Consider the following 19,082-nt stretch of genomic DNA (forward strand, 5'->3'; position numbering starts at 1 on the left):
GCGTCGCTCAACCGTGATGGAAATCGCATTCCCGGGTGTAAGCAATGGCCGCGCAGTGCAAGCACATCAACCCGGGACTCGCCGCAAAGTCAGGCAGCGAGCGAGGGTGTGCGCCCAGCGAAAGCAGGCAAGGTACGCCAGGGCCAGGCTCCCCGGTCGCTACAACCCGTAATGCTGATGCGGTGAATAAACATGCGTCCAGTGTAGCAAAACAAGATGTCATGCATTGGCGGTCGCTTGCAAGTTGTGCAAATGGGCTCGCCGGCATGAAAACTGCTGTGTTTCCTGATGACAGCTGTTGGTTTGTGGTCTAAATTGCATTACCCGCGTAGCAAAATGCCTGACAGACAGGAGTTGTGATGAAACTGAGTCTCAAGCTACCCTTGGCATTCGCCGTCTCCCTGTTGCTGCTGCTGGCCGGCGCATTGTTCGGAATCTGGAGACTCAACGGCGCAGTCTCCACCTACGAAAACGATGTGCTGCACGAAGTCGCTGCGCACCGCAAGAGCGCGGACATCGCGGGCCACTTTTCGGTCGCCATCCAGGAATGGAAAAACACCTTGCTGCGCGGATCGGACCCCAAAGACCAGGAAAAGTACTGGGCTTCACACCTCAAGGAAATGAGCGAGGTCAACTCTGGAATTGATGAACTGGGCAAGATGGTGGGCGACAACCCGGAGGCAAAACCGCTGGTCTCCAAGCTGCGCACCGAAATGGCCAATGCCCAGGCCGGCTACCTGCAGGCTTTCGATGCCTACAAGCAAGCCAGCAATGACCCCATCGCGGGCGACAAGGCGGCCCGCGGCAAGGACCGCGATGCCGCAGCCACGCTGAATGCCTTGCGTGGCGTACTGGCCAAATCCGAAGCCGCCGTGGCGGTGGTGGCATCGCAGGGCGCCAAGAGCGCCACCCAGATTGCGACCGGGGTGATGGTGTTCATCTCGCTTGCGGCCCTGATTGGCAGTGTGCTGATCAGCCGCCAGATCGTGGGCTCTCTGCAGCGGGCCGTGGGTCTGGCCAACCAGGTCGCCGACGGTGACCTCAGCTCGCAAGTCCAGACGCGAGGACGTGACGAAATTGCCGAACTGCTGCGCGCACTCGCCACCATGCAGGACAAGCTGGCAGTACTGGTGGCGCGTGTGCGCCAGGGCTCTGAAAACGTGGCCCATGCCAGCGCGGAAATTGCCCAGGGAAACAATGACCTGTCAGCTCGTACCGAACAACAGGCCAGCGCCCTGCAGCAGACCGCCTCCAGCATGGAGGAACTGGGCTCCACCGTCAGCCACAGCGCCAACAACGCGCGCCAGGCCAGCCAACTGGCCAGTAGCGCTTCAGCCGTTGCCACACGCGGTGGGGAGGTGGTGGGCCATGTGGTGGAAACCATGAAGGGCATCAACGACAGCTCGCGCCGCATTGCGGACATCATCAGCGTCATAGACGGCATTGCCTTTCAGACCAACATCCTCGCGCTGAATGCGGCAGTAGAAGCAGCACGTGCCGGCGAGCAAGGCCGCGGGTTTGCCGTGGTGGCCTCCGAGGTCCGCGCCCTTGCCGGTCGATCGGCCGATGCCGCCAAGGAAATCAAGACCCTCATCGGCACCAGCGTGGAACGGGTGGAACATGGCACGACCCTGGTCGATCAGGCAGGCGCCACCATGACCGAGGTGGTCACCGCCATCCGGCGTGTAACCGACATCGTGGCGGAAATCAGCGCGGCCAGCGCCGAGCAGGATGCGGGCGTGAACCAGGTTGGCCAGGCGGTCAATCAGATCGATCAGGCCACCCAGCAAAATGCCGCCCTGGTCGAGGAAATGGCCGCCGCTGCCAGCGGCCTCAAAAGCCAGGCCATGGATCTGGTGGATGCCGTCTCGGTGTTCAAGCTGCGGGCGGGAGATGCCCCCACGCACGTGCTGCTGGGCGCGTCCTTGCCCGCCTGAATCAGGCCAGCGCTTGGCGCATGGCGTCCACCACCGCCTTGTAGTCCGGCTTGCCGAAAATGGCGCTGCCCGCCACAAAGGTGTCGGCACCCGCATCGGCCACACGGCGGATGTTGTCGGTCTTGATGCCACCATCGACTTCCAGGCGGATGTCCTTGCCGCTGGCGTCAATGCGTTTGCGCACATCCGCGATCTTGCGTAGCGCCGAGTCGATGAAGCTCTGTCCGCCGAAACCGGGGTTGACGCTCATGATCAGAACCAGATCGATGTCCTCTATCACCCAATCCAGCACGTCCAGCGGCTCGGCCGGGTTGAAGACCAGACCGGCCTTCACACCCTTGCTCTTGATCGCCTGGATGCTGCGATGGACATGGCCGCTGGCATCCGGATGGAAGCTGATCAGGTCGGCTCCGGCCTCGGCAAAGCTGGCGGCCAGGGCGTCGACGGGCGAAATCATCAAATGCACGTCAATGGGCACGGCCACGCCCGCAGCGGTCTTGGCATGGGGCTTGAGTGCACTGCAAATCATGGGGCCGAAGGTCAGATTGGGCACATAGTGGTTGTCCATCACATCGAAGTGGATCCAGTCGGCGCCAGCGGCGATGACGTTTTTCACTTCTTCCCCCAGGCGGGCGAAGTCGGCGGAGAGGATGGACGGGGCAATACGGTAGGTCATGGGTCGAGATGGAAAGTGGGCTTGGTGGGCAGGATCTGCAGCCCCGCATTTTCGCAGGTAGCATCGGGGCATGCCAAAGTATGAATTTCTGGTGGAAGTGGTGCCGCAATACCTTCCCGACCAATCCAATCCGGAAGAGGCCCTGTACGTCTTTGCCTACACCATCACCATCACCAATACCGGTGAGGTGACCGCGCAGCTCATCTCGCGGACATGGAACGTCAATGACGCCAACGGCCACACCGAAAAAGTGCGCGGCCTGGGCGTTGTCGGCCAGCAGCCGCTGCTCAAGCCGGGGCAGTCGTTCGAGTACACCAGCGGCACGCGTTTGCGCACGCCCACGGGCACCATGCACGGCAGCTTTTTTTGCGTGGCCGAAGATGGCGAGAAATTCGACGCCACCGTGCCCATGTTCGTGCTGGATGCCCTCAGCGGTGACCACGGGCTGGACCAGAAACGCACGCTGCACTGACCGCAACGCATGGCCAAAACCGCAACCGACCTGCCCCAGCTACTTGAAGCACTGGACCCTGAGGCGGATCTGGTGCACCGCCACCTGTGGCTGATTTCCCTGCTCGAATGGATTCGCGGAGCCGACGGCGCCCCAGCCACGGCGCTGGGCCACATCGAAATGCTGCTCGATGTGCTGGAAGCCCGTGAAGACACACGCCTCAAGCTGCAACGCTGGTGGCGTGCGCTCATTGACGCGGTGGACATCAGCAACTTGCTGTGCGACTACGGCTTTTCCGCCCGCAACGCCTTTGTCAGCGAAATGGTGCAGCGCCTGCACCGGCGCTGGCTGCCGGCGTCACCACAGACCACCGATGCCGCGGAGCTGTTTGCGCTGGTGCTGTCCCATCCGGCAGACGCCCAGTGGCTGCATGCCCTCACACCCAAGCACTTGGCACGCCTGGCAGCCATTCTGAGTGCACCGTCCAACGGCCACCACGCCAAGGTGCGGCCAGGCCTGAGCTACTGGCAAGACGGCTTGCTGGACGCGTTGACCTTTTGCACCAGCCAGATCCGCGCCACCGGTTTCTCACCCGAAGTCCGCTTGCGCATGGATGCAGGTTGGCGCGAGCACAACCCCTTCCACGAGTTGACCGCCTGTTTTGACCGTCTGCGCGACGCCTGGTTCAGTGGCCAGGATCTGACAGAGGCGGTAAAAGCCTTTGAAGCACAGCTGGACTCCTGCAACTGGGCTGCCACCAGCGTCTACGAGCATCTGGACGCGCATGGCATCTCGGTGGATCTGGTGTTTCGCCTGCGCCAGTTGCGCGGGCGTATCCAACGGGTACGGGCACTGCTGGCCTGTCTGCTCGATGACCCGCAGTACCTGAATTGCGCCGGTCTGCTGTCCCACCTGGCGACACTGGAGCAGGAACAGCGCAGCGTGGGCGCACTGGTACGCGCCAGCTCGTCCCTGCTGGCTGCCAAGGTGGCCGAGCGCAGTTCGGAAACCGGGGAGCACTACATTGCCCGCACCCGCACCGAATACCGCGAGATGCTGTCCAACGCGGCTGGCGGTGGCGCCTTGACGGCGCTTACGACAGCGCTGAAGTTTGCGGTGATGGCCCTGGGCCTGAGCGCCTTCTGGTACGGCTTCTGGGCCGGCGCGGTGTATGCCGCCAGCTTCGTCCTGATCCAGCTGCTGCATTTCACGCTGGCCACCAAACAGCCGGCCATGACCGCACCAGCCATGGCGGCCAAGCTCAAGGACGTGTCCACACCCGAGGCGCTGGAGTCTTTTGTGGATGAAGTGACCCACCTGGTGCGCTCGCAGACCGCCGCGGTCATCGGCAATGTGGCCGTGGTATTCCCGGCAACCGTGCTCCTGGCGCTGGGCGTGCAGCAACTGCGCGGCACGCCCATGATCGACGCCACCACAGCCCATTACGTGCTGCACTCGCTCACCCTGCTGGGGCCCAGCGTGCTCTATGCCGCGTTCACCGGCGTGCTGCTGTTTTCCAGCAGCATTCTGGCGGGTTGGGTGGAAAACTGGTTTGTGCTGCACCGGCTGGACTCGGCCATCCGATACAACCCGCGTTTCACTGCAGTCTTGGGTGTACAGCGTGCCGACCGCTGGGCGCATTTCTGGCGCCACAACATCTCCGGTCTGGCAGCCAATGTGTCGCTGGGCTTCATCCTGGGGCTGACGCCCGCCATACTGGGTTTTTTCGGGATCCCGCTGGACGTGCGGCACGTCACCCTGTCGACCGGCCAATTGGGCGCCGCATGCGCCACGCTAGGCTGGGAGGTGGTGCATGAACCCGCGCTGTGGTGGGCCGTGGCGGCCATCCCGCTGATCGGCCAGCTCAATGTAGGCGTGAGTTTTCTGTTTGCGTTCCGGGTTGCGCTGCGCGCCCACGACGTGTCCAACATCAGCCGCAACCGCATTTACCGGGCCATTACGCGCCGACTGGTACAAAGTCCCCTGAGCTTTGTCTGGCCCGCACGCTCCAATGACTGACACATCGCATGGGTGAGTTCGACCTGATCAAGCAATACTTCACGCGCCCCACACCCAAGGCGGTACTGGGCGTGGGCGACGACTGCGCACTGCTGCAGCCCAGACCTGGCATGCACCTGGCCATCTCCACCGACATGCTGGTCAGCGGGCGCCACTTCTTTGCCGATGTGGACCCGCGCGCGTTGGGCCACAAGGCGCTGGCGGTCAACCTGAGCGACCTGGCGGCCTGTGGCGCTTCGCCGCTGGCTTTCACCCTGGCCCTGGCCCTGCCGCAAGCTGACCCTGCCTGGCTGGCCCCCTTCTCGCAAGGCCTGCTGGCCCTGGCCGATGCCCATGGCTGCGAGCTGATTGGTGGCGATACCACCAAGGGACCACTCAACATCTGCATCACCGTATTCGGCGAAGTGCCGCATGGGCAGGCCCTGCTGCGCAGCGGTGCGCGCGCAGGTGACGACATCTACGTCAGCGGCAATGTGGGTGACGCCAATCTGGCTCTTGCCCATCTGCAACAACAAGGCACAACACCGCTGCCGCCCGAAACCTTCGCGCAAGCCCGGCTGCGCCTGGAGCAACCCACACCGCGTCTGGCCCTGGGCATGGCACTGCGCGGCATTGCCACGGCGGCAGCCGACATCAGCGACGGACTGTTGGGCGACCTGGGCCACATCCTGGAGCGGTCCGGGGTGGGCGCCACACTGGACACCTCTGCCGCCTTGCATTTGCTGGCGGCCTACCCCGCCCTCGCTGCAGCGGCGGCCCCTTCGGACGCACCAGCGCTGCAACGCGCGCTGCTCAAGCATGTACTCAGCGGCGGGGATGATTACGAGCTGGTATTTACTGCACCGGCAACGCAGGCTGCCGCAGTGCAAGCCGCAGCGCGTGCCAGCCACACACCGGTCACCCGCATCGGGCGCATAGAAGCGCAATCCGGCCTGCGGCTGACCGACGGCGACGGCCAACCTATGGAGCTGCATCTGCAGTCGTTTGACCACTTCGGCTCCGACTGAAAACCCCCTTTGATTGCTAGCTGCTGAGCTGGTCCAGCACATGGGGAGGTGCTGCTGCGCGCAAGCAGTCGGCCAGGGTCTTGCCGGCTTCCTCCTGAAAGTGCCCCGCCGCACCTTCCACCAAAGCCAGATCACGCATGCGGTCCAGACGGAAGCTGCGAAAGTCATTGCGGTCTTCACACCACGCTGCCAGCGTCCACACACTACCCCAGTAAAAGCAGCCCAGGGGCCGCACTTTGCGCTGGCTGCCAACGCCTTGCGCGTCACGGTAGGCAAAACGCAGCCTGCAGCGCTGCTGCACGGCTTCACGCAAGGTTTGCAGGGTCGCCAATACGGCGGGCTGCATGCGCACGGGCGGCGCATACAGGGCCATGCTCTGTGCCGCTGCTCGCGCGGCTGCAGGCAATACGGAGAGGATCTTGCCCAGTGCAACCTGCGAGGCCTGTGCCATGGCCGGGTCTTGCCAGGCCTGCGCCATGCGCACCGAAGCCACCAGCGCCCGTGCTTCGTCCGGACTGAACATCAGCGGCGGCAACTCGAAGCCCCGGCCCAACCGATAGCCCACGCCCGCCTCGCCCTCAATCGGCACCCCCTGGTGCTGCAGGTCGGCTACGTCGCGGTACACCGTGCGCTCCGACACCTCCAGGCGCTGGGCCAGGAATGATGCCGTGGTGCGCCTGCGCCCGCGGATCAGTTGCACGATTTGGAAGAGGCGGTCGGCGCGGCGCATGGTGGGGGTTGGGTATTCAGCCGGGGAAACGGCATGTTACTTGGCATCCTCACTGCAGCGCCAATGCGTGCATGTCTGCCTGCAGGGCGTTGGCTATCCGCCGCATGCCATGGTCGGCGGTCTCAGTCCAGCGCGTGCAGGCCCAGGCGGTTGCCGTCCAGATCGATGAAGTGGGCAAAGTAGCCCATCCCCGGCGGAAGGGCCTGGCGCGGCAATGCGATGCGGCCACCCTGCTCCACTACCCGCTGCAATGCGGCGTCGAGTGCGGGAGATGCATCCAGATACACCAGGGTACCCGTGCCAGATGGCTGCGGCGCGGTGGGGCCCATCATGAGTGCGCCACCGACGCCGTCCTGCTCGTGTGCATACGCGAACACGGCGCCTTGCGATGGGCCCATGGCCTCCCGACGCATGGGCCTACCCAGCGCGGCCTCATAGAAGGCCTGTGCCTGATCCAGTTGTGTGGTGGGAATTTCAAACCAGCTGATGGCGTTTTTCATGAAGAGTCCTTTGAGTAAGAGAGGCCGCCATCGTGCGCCACCCCTCCTGACAACGTGGTGTCAGGAGGGTTTGTGCCGGTCCTGCTGCGTGCGCCCGCCATAGCCCCAGTTGGCGGCATCCACTTCATTCACCACCACATAGCTCGCCAGCTCGATGCCTGCAGCTGCACCCAGCTGGGATGCGAGCTCGGCATAGGCCGCTTGTACGAACGCAGCCTTCTGGTGGTCGGAGTTGGTGCCCCGTGTCACGTTGATCTCCAGCAGGACAGTTGGCCGGGCTGGTTCACGACCGCCCACAAACCAGCGCCCCGGGGGCAACACATCAATCGCGACGGCAGTGACCTCGGCGCGCTTTTCCAGCGTTTGCGCGGTAATGCGGGTCAGGGCGTCGGCCAACAGGGCATAGCGCTCCGGTGGTGGTTGGTGGGACAAGGTGACAACAAGTGTGGGCATAGAAATCCTCGGTGGTTTGAAAAGACACAGGGGTTGGCCCCTTGGATTTCACTTTATCGAAAGTACCAACCTATGAAAACACCGAAAAAACCAAATGGGTGTTGCACTATTTGCAAAACAAGTCCTGAATGCCCCACAATCCAGCCATGCCCGCCCGCCTGGATGACATCGCCCTTTTCACCCGCATTGCGGAGCTGGGCACGCTGTCTGCCGCCGCCAGGGAGCGCAACATTCCGGTAAGCCAGGTCACGCGCTCACTCAAGCGACTGGAAGCCAGTTGCGGCATGCGCCTGCTACACCGCAGTACCCATGGACTGAGCCTGACGGATGAAGGCGACACCCTGCTGGACTACGGCAGGCGCATGCTGGACCTGTCGGCTGATCTGGACAGCCAACTCAGCGGCAAGCTCAGCGGGCCCAACGGATGGGTTCGCGTGGCGGTCAGCCCGCTGCTGGCGCATTGCGTCATTGCCCCCAGCCTGGCAGGGCTGTACCAGCTGCATCCGGATTTGCACATCGAAATACAGGCCGATGACCGGATGGTGGACATGGTGCGTGACGGCATCGACATTGCGTTTCGCACCGGCAGCGCGGGCCAGGACAGCCTGGTGGCACGCAAGGTCGGGGAGCATGGCCGCAGCCTGTATGCAGCACCCTCCTATCTGGCGCAAAAGGGCACACCGCAGCATCCCGACGAACTGGAGCGCCACCATTTGATCGGCAGCAGCGTGTCACCTTGGATGAACCAATGGACCCGGTCCGACGCCGGTGAAATTCCGGTTTATGGCCACACGCGCACCGACAACAGCGCCCTGATGATGAGCCTGGTCGTCCAGGGCGTGGGCATTGGGCGGCTGAACGATCTGATGGCACGCCCGTTGGTGCAGGCCGGCAGCCTGGTGCAGGTGCTGCCCGGCTACTTCAGCAGCCCGCGCTTTCCCATCTACGCCGTCATGCAACAGGGGCGCCAGCGGCTCCCCAAAATACGGGCCTGCATCGATTATTGGTCTGCGTGGATCGGCGCACTCGGATAATCCCCTCATGCAGGATCCCAACACCCCCCTCACCATCGATGTAAGCGCCACCGAAGTGGCTGATGGCATTTCTTCCAGTGCAGAAACCCACGCCACTCCAGGCGCTGCTCCCATGACCCGACCCACCGCACGCTTTCTACGCGCCCATCCGGCGCACTGGATCGCGCTGGGTTTTGGCTCCGGGCTGTCGCGCGTGGCGCCGGGCACTGCCGGCACGCTGTGGGCCTGGGCAGCGTATGTGGTGCTTTCCCACTGGCTGGGCGAGGCGGGCTGGGGACTGTTGATCGCCGCGTCGCTGCCCATAGGCTGGTGGGCCTGCAGCGTGACGGCGCGGCACATGGGCGTGCTCGACCCCGGCAGCGTGGTGTGGGACGAGGTTGCGGCATTCTGGCTGGTGCTGTGGCTGGTGATGCCCGCGGGCCTGCTGGCCCAGTGCGTGGCATTTGCGCTGTTTCGATTCTTTGACGCGGCCAAGCCAGGCCCGGTGGGCTGGGCCGACGCCCTGTTCCACGGCGTGGACCCGCTGACCGACCGCAATGCCTGGGTCAAGGCTGGCGCCGGCATCATGCTGGACGATCTGGTGGCTGCGGGCTGCACCCTGCTGACCATTGCACTGTGGAAATTCATCTGATGGCCAACACGCAGAACCTTTGCGCACAACTGGCCAGCCAGCTGCTGCAGCGCCAATTCACACTCGCCACCGCCGAAAGCTGCACCGGCGGCATGATTGCCGCGGCCTGCACCGATCTGGCAGGCTCCAGCCTGTGGTTTGAACGCGGCTACGTCACGTACTCCAACGCAGCCAAGACCGAGATGCTGGGCGTGGACGCGCAGCTCATTGCCACCCAAGGTGCGGTGAGTGAGGGCGTTGCCCGCTCCATGGTCCGGGGAGCGGCAGAACGTGCACGCACCCAGGTGGCCGTGGCCGTCACCGGAGTTGCCGGCCCCTCTGGCGGCAGTGCTGCCAAGCCAGTGGGCACGGTGTGGTTTGCCTGGAACGTGGCCGGCAGCATCACGTCCGAAGTGATGCACTTCGACGGCGACCGCGCAGCCGTGCGCAGCGCAACGGTGCTGCACGCGCTGCAGCGCCTAGTCACACTGTTGAAGGGCTGATGATGCTGATGGATATGGGCGCCGGGCTGGCTACCGGGCTGGCACTGATCGTGGCCATCGGCTCGCAAAATGCCTTTGTGTTGCGCAGCGGGCTCAAGCAGGAACACGTGCTGCCACTGGTGCTGTTCTGCGCTTTGTCCGACGCGCTGCTGATTGCTGCCGGCGTGGGCGGTGCCGGTGCGGTACTGCGCGGCAATGAACTGCTCATGCAGGGCACACGCTACGGCGGCGCGCTGTTTCTGGGCTGCTACGGACTGCTGGCAGCACGTCGGGCCTGGATGGGTGGACACCTGCATGTGGAAGGCAGCGGCCCGGGCAGCCTGCGCGCGGCGCTGGCCGCCTGTTTTGCCTTCACCTTTCTCAACCCCCATGTGTACCTGGACACGGTGGTGCTGTTGGGCGCCGTGGCCACGCAGCGCGGGGATGGCCGCTGGTGGTTTGCCGCCGGCGCCATGCTGGGCAGCGTGCTGTGGTTCAGCGCCCTGGGCTTTGGTGCACGCCTGCTGGCACCCTGGTTCGAGAAGGACAACGCCTGGCGCGTGCTGGACAGCGTGATTGCGCTGGTCATGCTGGCGCTGGCCACCAGCTTGGCACTCGGCCTGTAGGACGGTCGCAGCTATTCGCTGCGAGCCAGCAGGGTGGCCAGCTCGGCCGACGAACGCACACCCAGTTTGGCGTACACGCGGGCGCGGTACACCTCCACCGTGCGCATGGAGACGTTCATCTCGTCGGCTATGACCTTGTTAAGCTTGCCTGCGGCCACGCGCACCATCACGTCCTGCTCCCGTTGTGTGAGCCCGGCCAGCAGTTCGCCGCGCGAATCGCCGTTGGCACGCCGCTGCTGTTGCTGTGCGTCGGCCTGCAGTGCGTCGCGCACCCGCTCCACCAAGGCTGCATCGCCAAAGGGCTTTTCCACAAAGTCGAACGCACCTTTCTTCAAGGCCCCGACTGCCATGCGGATGTCACCGTGCCCGGTCAGGAAGATCACCGGCACCTGGATGCCACGCGCCACCAGTTCGTCGTGTACCTGCAAGCCCGACAGAGGCTCCATGCGCACGTCCAGCAGCACGCAGCCGCGCAGCGTATGGCCCCGGTTCAGATGGTCCAGCAGGGCCACGCCACTGTCATAGCTGCGCACCGCAAGGCCATGCGATGCAAAAAGGAATTCCAGCGCTGCGCGCACGGTGGCTTCGTCATCCACCAGATGCACAGCGACCACGTCAGGGGCCTGGGTCATGCTCGGTTCTCACACATCGATTTCCATGGTTGCGCGGGCGTCTTCGTCTGCCAGCTCGTTGGCCTGCTCCGGGCTGTGTCCTTGCAGGCGTGCGTCAAACACCGGCAGCGTGAAGGAGAAACGTGCTCCGCCCAGGCTGCTGATGCCCGCATCCATGCCGCCGTGGTGTACCTCGACCACGGAGCGGCAGATCGCTAGCCCCATGCCCATGCCGTCCGACTTGGTGGAGAAGAACGGCGCGCTCAACTGCTCCACACTCAAGCCATGCAGGCCTGGCCCGTTGTCTTCCACGTCCATGCGCACAAACCGCTCGCCGCTGCGCTGGGCGGCCAGACGGATGCGGCGACCTGCGGATTGCACAGGCGCCGCCTGCATGGCATCGCAGGCGTTGCGTATCAGGTTGATCAGCACCTGCTCCATCAGGATCGGGTCGGCAAAGACCTGTGGCAGGTCTGCGGCCATATCCCATTGCAGCTGCACCTGGGCGGCACGCACATCGCGCTGCAGCAGCTCCGCCGCGCGGTGCGCCATGGTGCCAAGGTCGCAAGCCTCGCGCTGAGGTGCGCGCCGGGTCAGGAATTCGCGGATGCGCTGCACGATGCGCCCGGCCTCAGCCGCCTGCGCGCCCTGCTGCGCCAGGGCATTGAGCACCGCCTGGTTGTCATAGCCCGCATCGGCCAGCATGCGCTGCAGGCCGGCGTTGTAGCCCATGATTACCGTGAGCGGCTGGTTGAGCTGGTGTGCCAGCGCGGAGGCCACTTCGCCCAGCGTGGTCAGGCGCGACTGGTGCGCCATGGCCTCGGCCTGGTGGCGCTCGCGTTCTTCCAGTTTCTTGCGCGCGGAGATGTCGATGATGGAGCCCATCCAGCCAATCTGCTGGCCCCGCGCATCAATCAAGGGCGACTCGAACACCATGACGTTGATGCGCCGACCGTCCTGGTGGCACCACAGGGCCTCGTACCCATCGCGCGGCGCCTTGCCCTCCAGATTGCGCTTGTGGCGCAGCATGACCTCGTCCAGTGCTTCCGGCGGCCAGTAGGGCATGGGCGGGCTGAGCCCCACCAACTGGTCGGCACGCAGGCCCACCATATTGCAGAAGGTCCGGTTCACATACAGGATGCGCCCATCGGCGTCCCTGGCACGCAAGCCCACCAGCGCCGAATCCTCCATGGCCTGGCGCCAGGCGGCCTCGGTCCGCCAGGCATTCTCGGCGAGCGAAATACGCGCCACCTGGCGACGCAGCAAGAAGGTTGCCACCACCATGAGCGCAAGAAAGCCACCAATCAGCACCAGCGGCACCACCCGCAGAATGGGGCGCGGTGCTTCGCGCAAGGCCAGCTCCAGATAGGCGCCCGGCATGTCGCTGCCTACGGAGACCATATAGGTCTCACGCTCCTGGGTATCGGTACGCAGGGGCGTCTGGTCCACTGAGGCGATAACCTGCTCGTTGGAGTCAATCAGTTGCACATCGTATTTGCGCGTCACCCACCAGGGGATGCCTTTGCGCAGCAGCAGCGCCGGGGAATATCGCAGCACCAGCTTCTCGTCACCGGCATTCAGGTTCAGGTGTGCCGAGATACCGGGCTCCTCACCCAGTTCACCCACACGGGTGCTGACCAGGGGGGGCTGTTCGGGCACATTGGCAATGATGCGGTTCTGTGCATCCAGCCAGGTCACGCTCAGCCACAGGCGATGCAGACCTTCACTCACTTCCGCATTGCCCGCCAGGCCCGCGGCATTGCGCGGCAGCGTGGGTAACTGGCGCGCCAGGGCCTGCAGGTGCACCATCTCCGCCGCCAGGCGATCACGCAGCTGGGCTTCGGTACTCAAGGCGTCCGCGATCATGGTGGCACGGCGCTCTTCATGGTCTTCACGGTCGGTCTTGTAGGCCCAGGCCAGCACGCCAGATACAAACAGCAGGGATGCCAGCAGCGGCAGCAACCACAGGCTGCGCCGCACACGCCTCCAGCGCGCATCGGAGGCGAGTTCCAGGGGGATGCTGTGGGTCGCAAGCATGGCCGCAGTCTAGCTTCCGACGGGTCGAATGTGCTGCAGCACCCCACCCAAACCCAAGGGTTTACCCTTGGTTTGAACGCCAAAAATGAATAAATGTGGAAAACCACAATCGCGCCACCGGACGACGTACAGCACACTCGCGCCACCCAAATCTACAACGGAGCATTCCCCATGACCCACTTCACCCGCCGTACCCTCGTCCAGGCCGCATTGCTGGCCTGCACCGCACTGACCAGTGTGGCCGCCCTGGCGCAAGCCCCCATCGTCATCAAGTTCAGCCACGTCGTGGCACCCGATACCCCCAAAGGCAAGGGCGCCCTGCGCTTCAAGGAACTGGCCGAGCAACGTACCGGCGGCCGCGTGAAGGTGGAGGTCTACCCCAACAGCCAGCTCTACAAGGACAAGGAAGAAATGGAAGCCCTGCAACTGGGCTCCGTGCAGATGCTGGCCCCCTCGCTGGCCAAGTTCGGCCCCCTGGGCGTGAAAGAATTTGAAGTGTTTGACCTGCCCTTCCTGTTCAAGGACGACGCAGCCTTCCGTGGCATTACCGAAGGCCCGCTGGGCGCCGAACTGTTCAAGAAGCTCGAACCCAAGGGCATCAAGGGTCTGGCGTACTGGGACAACGGCTTCCACCAGATGAGTGCCAACAAGCCATTGCACAAAGTGGAAGACTTCAAAGGCCTGAAGATGCGCATCCAGAGCTCCAAGGTGCTGGACGCTGAAATGCGCGCACTGGGCGCCATTCCACAGGTGATGGCTTTCAGCGAGCTGTACCAAGCGCTGCAATCCGGCGTGGTGGATGGCACCGAAGGCGTGGCCTCCAACTTCTACACCCAGAAGACCTACGAAGTGCAGAAGCACATGACCATCTCCAACCACGGTCACCTGGCCTACGCCGTGATCGTGAACAAGAAGTTCTGGGACGGCCTGCCGGCTGATATCCGCACCGCGCTGGAAAGCTCCATCAAGGACTCCACCACCTACGCCAACGCCATTGCCGCCACCGAAAACGCACAGGCCCTAGACAAGATCAAGGCCAGCGGCAAGTCCACCGTCTACACCCTGACCCCGGCCGAAACCCTGGAATGGAAGAAGGCCCTGATGCCGGTGCACCACGACATGGAAGGCCGCGTGGGCAAGGCCACCATCGAAGCTGCGTACAAGGCCGCCGGATTTGTTCCCGTGAAGTAATCCGGCATGTTCAACAAGATCCTCAACCACCTGGAGGAATGGCTGATCACCTTCCTCATCGGTGCGGCAACACTGGTCATCTTCATGGCCGTGCTGCACCGCTTTCTCTCCGGCGTCCCGGTCATACAGGACTACGCCGTGCGCATGGACGTGAGCTGGGCACAGGAGCTGTGCATCTACATGTTCGTGTGGATGGCCAAGTTCGGCGCGGCCTATGGCGTGCGCAACGGTACCCACGTGGGCGTGGACGTGCTGGTGCGCAAGCTCTCGGCTGACAAGGCCAAATGGCTGGTGCTGTTCGGGCTGCTCGCAGGCGCCGTATTCACCGGCACCGTGGGCACCCTGGGCGCACGCTTTGTCTGGGAAAACGGCTTCCACTACGCCTACTTCCACTTCATGGGTTGGGACGTGGCCGATGTGCCGGAAGGCCCCACTTCGCCGGACCTGGAAATTCCCACATGGATTGCCTATTCCTGCGTACCGTTGGGTTCCTACCTGATGTGCTTCCGCTTTCTGCAGGTGGCCTGGATCTTCCTGAAAACTGGCGAAGTGCCCCACGCCCAACACCATGTGGCAGGTGTGGATGACGCGGCCATTGAAGACGCCGACTTCGAACCGGCCGGAGGTGACCGCAAATGAACACGCTCATCATCTTCACATTGCTGGTCCTCTTGATGCTGACCGGCATGCCGATCTCGATCTCGCTGGGCCTGACGGTTCTGACTTTCCTGTTCACGCTGACCGATGTGCCCATCGAATCGGTGGCGCTCAAGCTGTTCACCGGCATCGAGAAGTTCGAGATCATGGCGATTCCGTTCTTCATCCTGGCGGGTAACTTCCTGACGCACGGTGGCGTGGCCAAGCGCATGATCAACTTCTGCACCTCCATGATCGGCCACTGGTACGGCGGCATGGGTCTGGCAGGGGTTCTGGCGTGCGCGCTGTTTGCAGCCATCTCCGGCTCCTCGGTAGCTACCGTGGTGGCGGTGGGCTCCATCATGCTGCCGGCCATGGTCAAACAGGGTTACCCAAAGCAGTTTGGTGCAGGCGTAATCACCACCTCGGGCGCCCTGGGCATTCTGTTCCCGCCCTCCATCAACCTGGTGATGTACGCCATTGCCACGGCGGGCATGAATGCGCTGGGCCCGGACGGCCAGCCAGTGGGCTCTGCGTCCGTGGGGCAGCTGTTCATTGCCGGTATCGTGCCGGGGCTGTGCCTGTCGTTCCTGCTGGGCCTGACCACCTGGTGGCGCGCCAAGAAGTACGACTACCCCCGCATGCCCAAGGCGACCTGGGGTGAGCGCTACAAGGCATTCCGTGAAAGCATGTGGGGCCTGCTGCTCATCGTGGTGGTGATTGGCGGCATCTACAGCGGCAAGTTCACGCCCACCGAGGCAGCTGCGATGGCTGCGGTGTATGCGTTCTTCATCTCCGTGTTCGTCTACAAGGACCTGAAGCTGCGCGATGTGCCCAAGTCGCTGCTGAGCGCTGCGGCCATGAGCTCCATGCTTCTGTACATCGTGACCAATGCGGTGCTGTTCTCGTTCCTGATGACGTCCGAGCAGATTCCGCAGACCATGGCTGCGTGGATGACCAGCCAGGGCTTTGGCCTGATTGCCTTCCTGCTGCTGGTGAACTTCATCCTGCTGGCTGCCGGCAACTTCATGGACCCGGCTGCGATCGTGCTGATCATGGCGCCCATTCTGTTCCCGGTGGCGGTGAAGATGGGTGTGCACCCGGTGCACTTCGGCATCCTGATGGCGGTGAACATGGAAGTCGGACTGTGCCACCCACCGGTGGGGCTCAACCTCTACGTGTCGTCGGGCATTACCAAGATGGGGATCACCGAGCTCACCGTGGCGGTATGGCCATGGCTGCTGACCATGATCTGCTTCCTGCTGGTGGTGACCTTCTGGCCGGGACTGACCTTGTGGTTCCCGCACCTGATGGGCATGGTCAACTGAAGAAGCTGCCCCTGCATCAACCCGCCACGGCCTCGCGCCCTGGCGGGTTTTTTTCTTGTTTGAGTTGCGTTCAGCGCCGGTGTATTGGTTGCTCTCCAGCACGCATCGTTGATGCCTCGAAAATTCCGACAACCATGGCCGTGATCTATCGCCGCCATAAACGACCAGTGGGTACAAACTGGAAATTCGGAACTCATTTCGCCCCAAGGGCGAATTGCAAAGTATTGTTAAGACATTAAAAACTTGACCGTGGTCATGCGTCTCACTGACAGGTAGGGCATCCAATGCGAGCGCAATCCAGCATTGCACGATCCGCCTTTAAATAATTCAGGAGACAAAATTGAACCCCAAATTAAGGAAGTCTTTCAACCATTTTGCATGGGTTGTAGCCGCGTCCGGTACATGCTTCAGTGCGTCAGCATTTGCGCAACAGACCAATCTAGACTTGCTACGACGTATAGACGAATTGCAGAACGAAATCCAGAGCATCAGGTCCCAGTTGGCCCCGAAAACACAGCAGCCAAGTGAATCCGCCGCTCCTGCAAAAGCGCACGAATACCTGGAGCGAAAATCTGGCGAAGGTGTTACGTTTTTGACGCACGGTGGAGAGGTAACCGTATACGGCAACCTGGATCTTTCGGTTGATAGCACGACCAAAGGTATATCGAACAAGGTTGCCGGAAATGGCGATACACCGGTCGGAAATATGGGATGGATGCCGGCTATCTCTACCAACCTGTCCAGTATTGGACTCAGAGGGCATCAAGCCTTGGGTGATTCAGCGCCTGAATTTGTCTGGCAACTTGAAACCCAAATAGATGTCGCTGCTACTTCAGGAACAACCAACACGAACAGCAATACCAGTGACGTTGTGAAAGGTGCGTTGACATCGCGCAATAGCTATATTGGACTGATGTCGCCCCATTGGGGGGCACTGAAAATTGGTAAAACTGACGCGCCCTATAAGACATCCACCGCCAACATGAACCCGTTCTCCGGAATGCTGGGTGACTACTCGGTGATCATGGGAAATACAGGGGGAGACAACCGGGTTGAATTTGGCACCCGTCTGGATCATGCAATCTGGTATGAGTCCCCCAATATGAATGGCATCACGATCAATGCCCTTGCTGCACCAGGGCAAAACAGGGCAACGGATAACAGCAATATTGCTTCCGGTTCCTCGGACTGTACTGGGGGAAATGTGCCTAGCAGCGGCGGAGGGACAGCCTGCCAAGACGGCTCTTACGGCAACGCCTACAGCGTGAGTTTGGCTTATCGCAACGCCGGCTTGTATGCCGTTGCTGCGTATGAAGTGCATCAACAGGTAAACCGGGTAAGTGACAACGGAGACGCTAACGACATAGGTGATGAAACCGCAGCGAAGATCGGTATTCAATACAAGTTTGATTCAACCCGCACTACAGTCAGTGGCATATATGAGGTTATGAACAGACGCGTCTCTGATGATCTGGTGTACTACAACGAACGGAGCCGAAGTGGAACCTGGGTTGCGATCAGCCAGGAAATTGGCGACAAGGACAGCTTGCATTTCGGCTGGGCGCACGCCAACGTAACGCCAGGAGACCCCGGGGTACACAACACTGCGGGGCCAGCAGCAAATCTTGACAATGCAGCAGACCTGTACACCTTGGCGTGGAAACATCAAGTGGATAAGAGCCTGACCTACTATGCTGACTATGCCTTGACCATCAATCACGACGCTGCACATTACGACTTGGGCGCCGGCGGTCGTGCTGTCACCACAGATTGTCATGATGCTTCTGGTGCATTGGATGGTAGCGGTCACTGTTATGGAGGGGGGCACGTTGAGGGCGTGAGTGTTGGGATGAAATACATTTTCTGACACGGCATCCCTTGATGAAATAAGCGCCGCATTTGACCTATCGCTTTACAAGCAGATGTGGCGCTTATCCGTACTTTCTTGACCGGTGTTCAAGCGGCAGAGTTACGCATCAGGGTGCGAGACTGCTTGCTGTGCACCCGCGGGTATACGGTCTATCCGCTGAGCTTTTGCCACCGCAAACGAACAGTGAATACAAACTGGCTAATGAATGCAATCTACGCGCTGGCGAAAGTATATGTACCGCGCTATCGACAAACCTCAGCGGCTGCCTAACCCCAGGAAGCGCTGGAGCATTTCGCGCGACATCACGCCTTCGTGCGACACGTATTCGGAGGTGGTCTGGTTGCGGGCCACCACATAGGGCACACCCAGCACCCGGAAGCGGTTGATCAGATCGGTATTGGCCTTGACGACCGAGTCCAGATAGGGCGGCACCGGGTCCATACCTTTGATGCCTTCGGTGCGCTGCAGAACCGCCTTCTCCTGTCGACGCAGGTCTTCCTGCGCGGAGGCTGAACCCAGCAACGCGGCGCTGATGGCCGCGCTGCGCACGTCCATGATGGTCACCGGCACCCAGACGAACCGCACGGTTGCCTGCAATGCCTGCGCCTCCTCCCACAGCCGGGCGCAATGTTGGCATTGCGGGTCGAACATCACATACACCGTGTAGTCGGATGTGGCGGGCCCGGTGGCAATGCCCTTGGCCGAAGCCTTCAGCGCTTCATACTGCTGCTGGGGCTTCTTCAGGGCAGGCGGTGGCGGGGCCGGAGGTGTGGCTTCATTGCACGCGGCCAGTGCCACCACCATGCTGCACAGCGCATAGCGCAAATGCGCCCGAAACAAGGGATTGAAACGCTGTGCCATGGCCAATTGTCGCAGGGTAGATC

19 protein-coding genes are annotated in these 19,082 nt (G+C 62.3%); 12 read left to right on the plus strand and 7 right to left on the minus strand.

Annotated elements, in window-relative coordinates; translation table 11 throughout:
• Positions 1 to 359 precede the first annotated feature (359 nt).
• Complete coding sequence (locus tag AAGF34_RS02585) at positions 360 to 1,937, plus strand: methyl-accepting chemotaxis protein (RefSeq protein ID WP_342619072.1); 1,578 nt, start codon at positions 360 to 362, stop codon at positions 1,935 to 1,937.
• Position 1,938: 1 nt separating this feature from the next.
• Here AAGF34_RS02585 and rpe read toward each other — a convergent pair whose 3' ends face one another.
• The gene (gene rpe, locus AAGF34_RS02590) at positions 1,939 to 2,613 is read right to left on the minus strand and encodes a ribulose-phosphate 3-epimerase (protein ID WP_342619073.1); all 675 of its coding nucleotides are present in this window, start codon (positions 2,611 to 2,613) and stop codon (positions 1,939 to 1,941) included.
• Between the two features lie 70 nt (positions 2,614 to 2,683).
• Between rpe and apaG the strand changes: the two genes are divergently transcribed.
• The 3 genes from apaG to thiL are packed head-to-tail and all read left to right on the plus strand — an operon-like array spanning position 2,684 to position 6,090.
• Positions 2,684 to 3,085: a Co2+/Mg2+ efflux protein ApaG gene (apaG, locus tag AAGF34_RS02595; RefSeq protein ID WP_342619074.1), complete on the plus strand. Its 402-nt coding sequence runs from the start codon at positions 2,684 to 2,686 to the stop codon at positions 3,083 to 3,085.
• A gap of 9 nt (positions 3,086 to 3,094) precedes the next feature.
• The gene (locus AAGF34_RS02600) at positions 3,095 to 5,083 is read left to right on the plus strand and encodes a site-specific recombinase (RefSeq protein ID WP_342619075.1); all 1,989 of its coding nucleotides are present in this window, start codon (positions 3,095 to 3,097) and stop codon (positions 5,081 to 5,083) included.
• 8 nt (positions 5,084 to 5,091) lie between these two features.
• Entirely contained in the window at positions 5,092 to 6,090 is a 999-nt protein-coding gene (thiL, locus tag AAGF34_RS02605; protein ID WP_342619076.1) for a thiamine-phosphate kinase, read from the plus strand.
• A gap of 16 nt (positions 6,091 to 6,106) precedes the next feature.
• On the opposite strand, the gene AAGF34_RS02610 is transcribed toward thiL, so the two are convergent.
• The 3 genes from AAGF34_RS02610 to AAGF34_RS02620 form a co-directional block, all read right to left on the minus strand.
• Positions 6,107 to 6,820 carry a YafY family protein gene (locus tag AAGF34_RS02610; RefSeq protein ID WP_342619077.1) on the minus strand — a complete coding sequence of 238 codons (714 nt, stop codon included), beginning with the start codon at positions 6,818 to 6,820 and terminating at the stop codon, positions 6,107 to 6,109.
• Positions 6,821 to 6,942: 122 nt separating this feature from the next.
• Positions 6,943 to 7,320: a VOC family protein gene (locus AAGF34_RS02615; RefSeq protein WP_342619078.1), complete on the minus strand. Its 378-nt coding sequence runs from the start codon at positions 7,318 to 7,320 to the stop codon at positions 6,943 to 6,945.
• Positions 7,321 to 7,380: 60 nt separating this feature from the next.
• Complete coding sequence (locus tag AAGF34_RS02620; RefSeq protein ID WP_342619079.1) at positions 7,381 to 7,773, minus strand: 4-oxalocrotonate tautomerase; 393 nt, start codon at positions 7,771 to 7,773, stop codon at positions 7,381 to 7,383.
• Between the two features lie 128 nt (positions 7,774 to 7,901).
• On the opposite strand from AAGF34_RS02620, the gene AAGF34_RS02625 reads away from it, so the two are divergent.
• From AAGF34_RS02625 to AAGF34_RS02640, 4 genes are all read left to right on the plus strand, one after another.
• Complete coding sequence (locus tag AAGF34_RS02625) at positions 7,902 to 8,807, plus strand: LysR family transcriptional regulator (protein ID WP_342619080.1); 906 nt, start codon at positions 7,902 to 7,904, stop codon at positions 8,805 to 8,807.
• A gap of 112 nt (positions 8,808 to 8,919) precedes the next feature.
• Positions 8,920 to 9,438, plus strand: coding sequence for a phosphatidylglycerophosphatase A (locus AAGF34_RS02630; protein WP_342621019.1), 519 nt, complete (start codon positions 8,920 to 8,922; stop codon positions 9,436 to 9,438).
• Positions 9,438 to 9,920: a CinA family protein gene (locus tag AAGF34_RS02635; RefSeq protein ID WP_342619081.1), complete on the plus strand. Its 483-nt coding sequence runs from the start codon at positions 9,438 to 9,440 to the stop codon at positions 9,918 to 9,920. The genes AAGF34_RS02630 and AAGF34_RS02635 overlap by 1 nt, the downstream gene beginning before the upstream one ends.
• Positions 9,920 to 10,525, plus strand: coding sequence for a LysE/ArgO family amino acid transporter (locus tag AAGF34_RS02640; protein ID WP_342619082.1), 606 nt, complete (start codon positions 9,920 to 9,922; stop codon positions 10,523 to 10,525). The genes AAGF34_RS02635 and AAGF34_RS02640 overlap by 1 nt, the downstream gene beginning before the upstream one ends.
• 11 nt (positions 10,526 to 10,536) lie before the next feature.
• Here the strand turns inward: AAGF34_RS02640 and AAGF34_RS02645 are convergent, their stop codons facing one another.
• The gene (locus AAGF34_RS02645) at positions 10,537 to 11,157 is read right to left on the minus strand and encodes a response regulator (RefSeq protein WP_342619083.1); all 621 of its coding nucleotides are present in this window, start codon (positions 11,155 to 11,157) and stop codon (positions 10,537 to 10,539) included.
• Between the two features lie 9 nt (positions 11,158 to 11,166).
• Positions 11,167 to 13,173 (minus strand): PAS domain S-box protein, encoded by a 2,007-nt coding sequence (locus AAGF34_RS02650; protein WP_342619084.1) that lies wholly within the window; start codon positions 13,171 to 13,173, stop codon positions 11,167 to 11,169.
• Between the two features lie 171 nt (positions 13,174 to 13,344).
• Here AAGF34_RS02650 and AAGF34_RS02655 point away from each other — a divergent pair, with 171 nt between their 5' ends.
• The 4 genes from AAGF34_RS02655 (at position 13,345) to AAGF34_RS02670 (ending at position 18,195) form a co-directional block, all read left to right on the plus strand.
• On the plus strand, positions 13,345 to 14,364 hold the full coding sequence (locus AAGF34_RS02655) for a TRAP transporter substrate-binding protein (RefSeq protein ID WP_342619085.1): 1,020 nt from the start codon (positions 13,345 to 13,347) through the stop codon (positions 14,362 to 14,364).
• A gap of 6 nt (positions 14,365 to 14,370) precedes the next feature.
• Positions 14,371 to 15,003 (plus strand): TRAP transporter small permease, encoded by a 633-nt coding sequence (locus AAGF34_RS02660; RefSeq protein ID WP_342619086.1) that lies wholly within the window; start codon positions 14,371 to 14,373, stop codon positions 15,001 to 15,003.
• The gene (locus AAGF34_RS02665; protein WP_342619087.1) at positions 15,000 to 16,328 is read left to right on the plus strand and encodes a TRAP transporter large permease subunit; all 1,329 of its coding nucleotides are present in this window, start codon (positions 15,000 to 15,002) and stop codon (positions 16,326 to 16,328) included. The genes AAGF34_RS02660 and AAGF34_RS02665 overlap by 4 nt, the downstream gene beginning before the upstream one ends.
• Before the next feature lie 340 nt (positions 16,329 to 16,668).
• Positions 16,669 to 18,195: a porin gene (locus tag AAGF34_RS02670; protein ID WP_342619088.1), complete on the plus strand. Its 1,527-nt coding sequence runs from the start codon at positions 16,669 to 16,671 to the stop codon at positions 18,193 to 18,195.
• Positions 18,196 to 18,453: 258 nt separating this feature from the next.
• On the opposite strand, the gene AAGF34_RS02675 is transcribed toward AAGF34_RS02670, so the two are convergent.
• Positions 18,454 to 19,059: a thioredoxin fold domain-containing protein gene (locus tag AAGF34_RS02675; RefSeq protein WP_342619089.1), complete on the minus strand. Its 606-nt coding sequence runs from the start codon at positions 19,057 to 19,059 to the stop codon at positions 18,454 to 18,456.
• Positions 19,060 to 19,082: the final 23 nt, after the last annotated feature.

Origin of the sequence: Rhodoferax sp. GW822-FHT02A01 (assembly GCF_038784515.1) — a bacterium.
Classification (GTDB): Bacteria; Pseudomonadota; Gammaproteobacteria; order Burkholderiales; family Burkholderiaceae_C; genus Allorhodoferax.

Bases quoted from the DNA above. Each gene is read 5' to 3' on its own strand.
- apaG (WP_342619074.1), top strand. From the start codon at position 2,684: ATGCCAAAGTATGAATTTCTGGTGGAAGTGGTGCCGCAATACCTTCCC.
- thiL (WP_342619076.1), top strand. From the start codon at position 5,092: ATGGGTGAGTTCGACCTGATCAAGCAATACTTCACGCGCCCCACACCC.
- AAGF34_RS02620 (WP_342619079.1), bottom strand. From the start codon at position 7,773: ATGCCCACACTTGTTGTCACCTTGTCCCACCAACCACCACCGGAGCGC.
- AAGF34_RS02650 (WP_342619084.1), bottom strand. From the start codon at position 13,173: ATGCTTGCGACCCACAGCATCCCCCTGGAACTCGCCTCCGATGCGCGC.
- AAGF34_RS02600 (WP_342619075.1), top strand. From the start codon at position 3,095: ATGGCCAAAACCGCAACCGACCTGCCCCAGCTACTTGAAGCACTGGAC.
- AAGF34_RS02635 (WP_342619081.1), top strand. From the start codon at position 9,438: ATGGCCAACACGCAGAACCTTTGCGCACAACTGGCCAGCCAGCTGCTG.
- AAGF34_RS02615 (WP_342619078.1), bottom strand. From the start codon at position 7,320: ATGAAAAACGCCATCAGCTGGTTTGAAATTCCCACCACACAACTGGAT.
- AAGF34_RS02665 (WP_342619087.1), top strand. From the start codon at position 15,000: ATGAACACGCTCATCATCTTCACATTGCTGGTCCTCTTGATGCTGACC.
- AAGF34_RS02610 (WP_342619077.1), bottom strand. From the start codon at position 6,820: ATGCGCCGCGCCGACCGCCTCTTCCAAATCGTGCAACTGATCCGCGGG.
- AAGF34_RS02640 (WP_342619082.1), top strand. From the start codon at position 9,920: ATGATGCTGATGGATATGGGCGCCGGGCTGGCTACCGGGCTGGCACTG.
- AAGF34_RS02585 (WP_342619072.1), top strand. From the start codon at position 360: ATGAAACTGAGTCTCAAGCTACCCTTGGCATTCGCCGTCTCCCTGTTG.
- rpe (WP_342619073.1), bottom strand. From the start codon at position 2,613: ATGACCTACCGTATTGCCCCGTCCATCCTCTCCGCCGACTTCGCCCGC.
- AAGF34_RS02630 (WP_342621019.1), top strand. From the start codon at position 8,920: ATGACCCGACCCACCGCACGCTTTCTACGCGCCCATCCGGCGCACTGG.
- AAGF34_RS02675 (WP_342619089.1), bottom strand. From the start codon at position 19,059: ATGGCACAGCGTTTCAATCCCTTGTTTCGGGCGCATTTGCGCTATGCG.
- AAGF34_RS02660 (WP_342619086.1), top strand. From the start codon at position 14,371: ATGTTCAACAAGATCCTCAACCACCTGGAGGAATGGCTGATCACCTTC.
- AAGF34_RS02645 (WP_342619083.1), bottom strand. From the start codon at position 11,157: ATGACCCAGGCCCCTGACGTGGTCGCTGTGCATCTGGTGGATGACGAA.
- AAGF34_RS02655 (WP_342619085.1), top strand. From the start codon at position 13,345: ATGACCCACTTCACCCGCCGTACCCTCGTCCAGGCCGCATTGCTGGCC.
- AAGF34_RS02625 (WP_342619080.1), top strand. From the start codon at position 7,902: ATGCCCCACAATCCAGCCATGCCCGCCCGCCTGGATGACATCGCCCTT.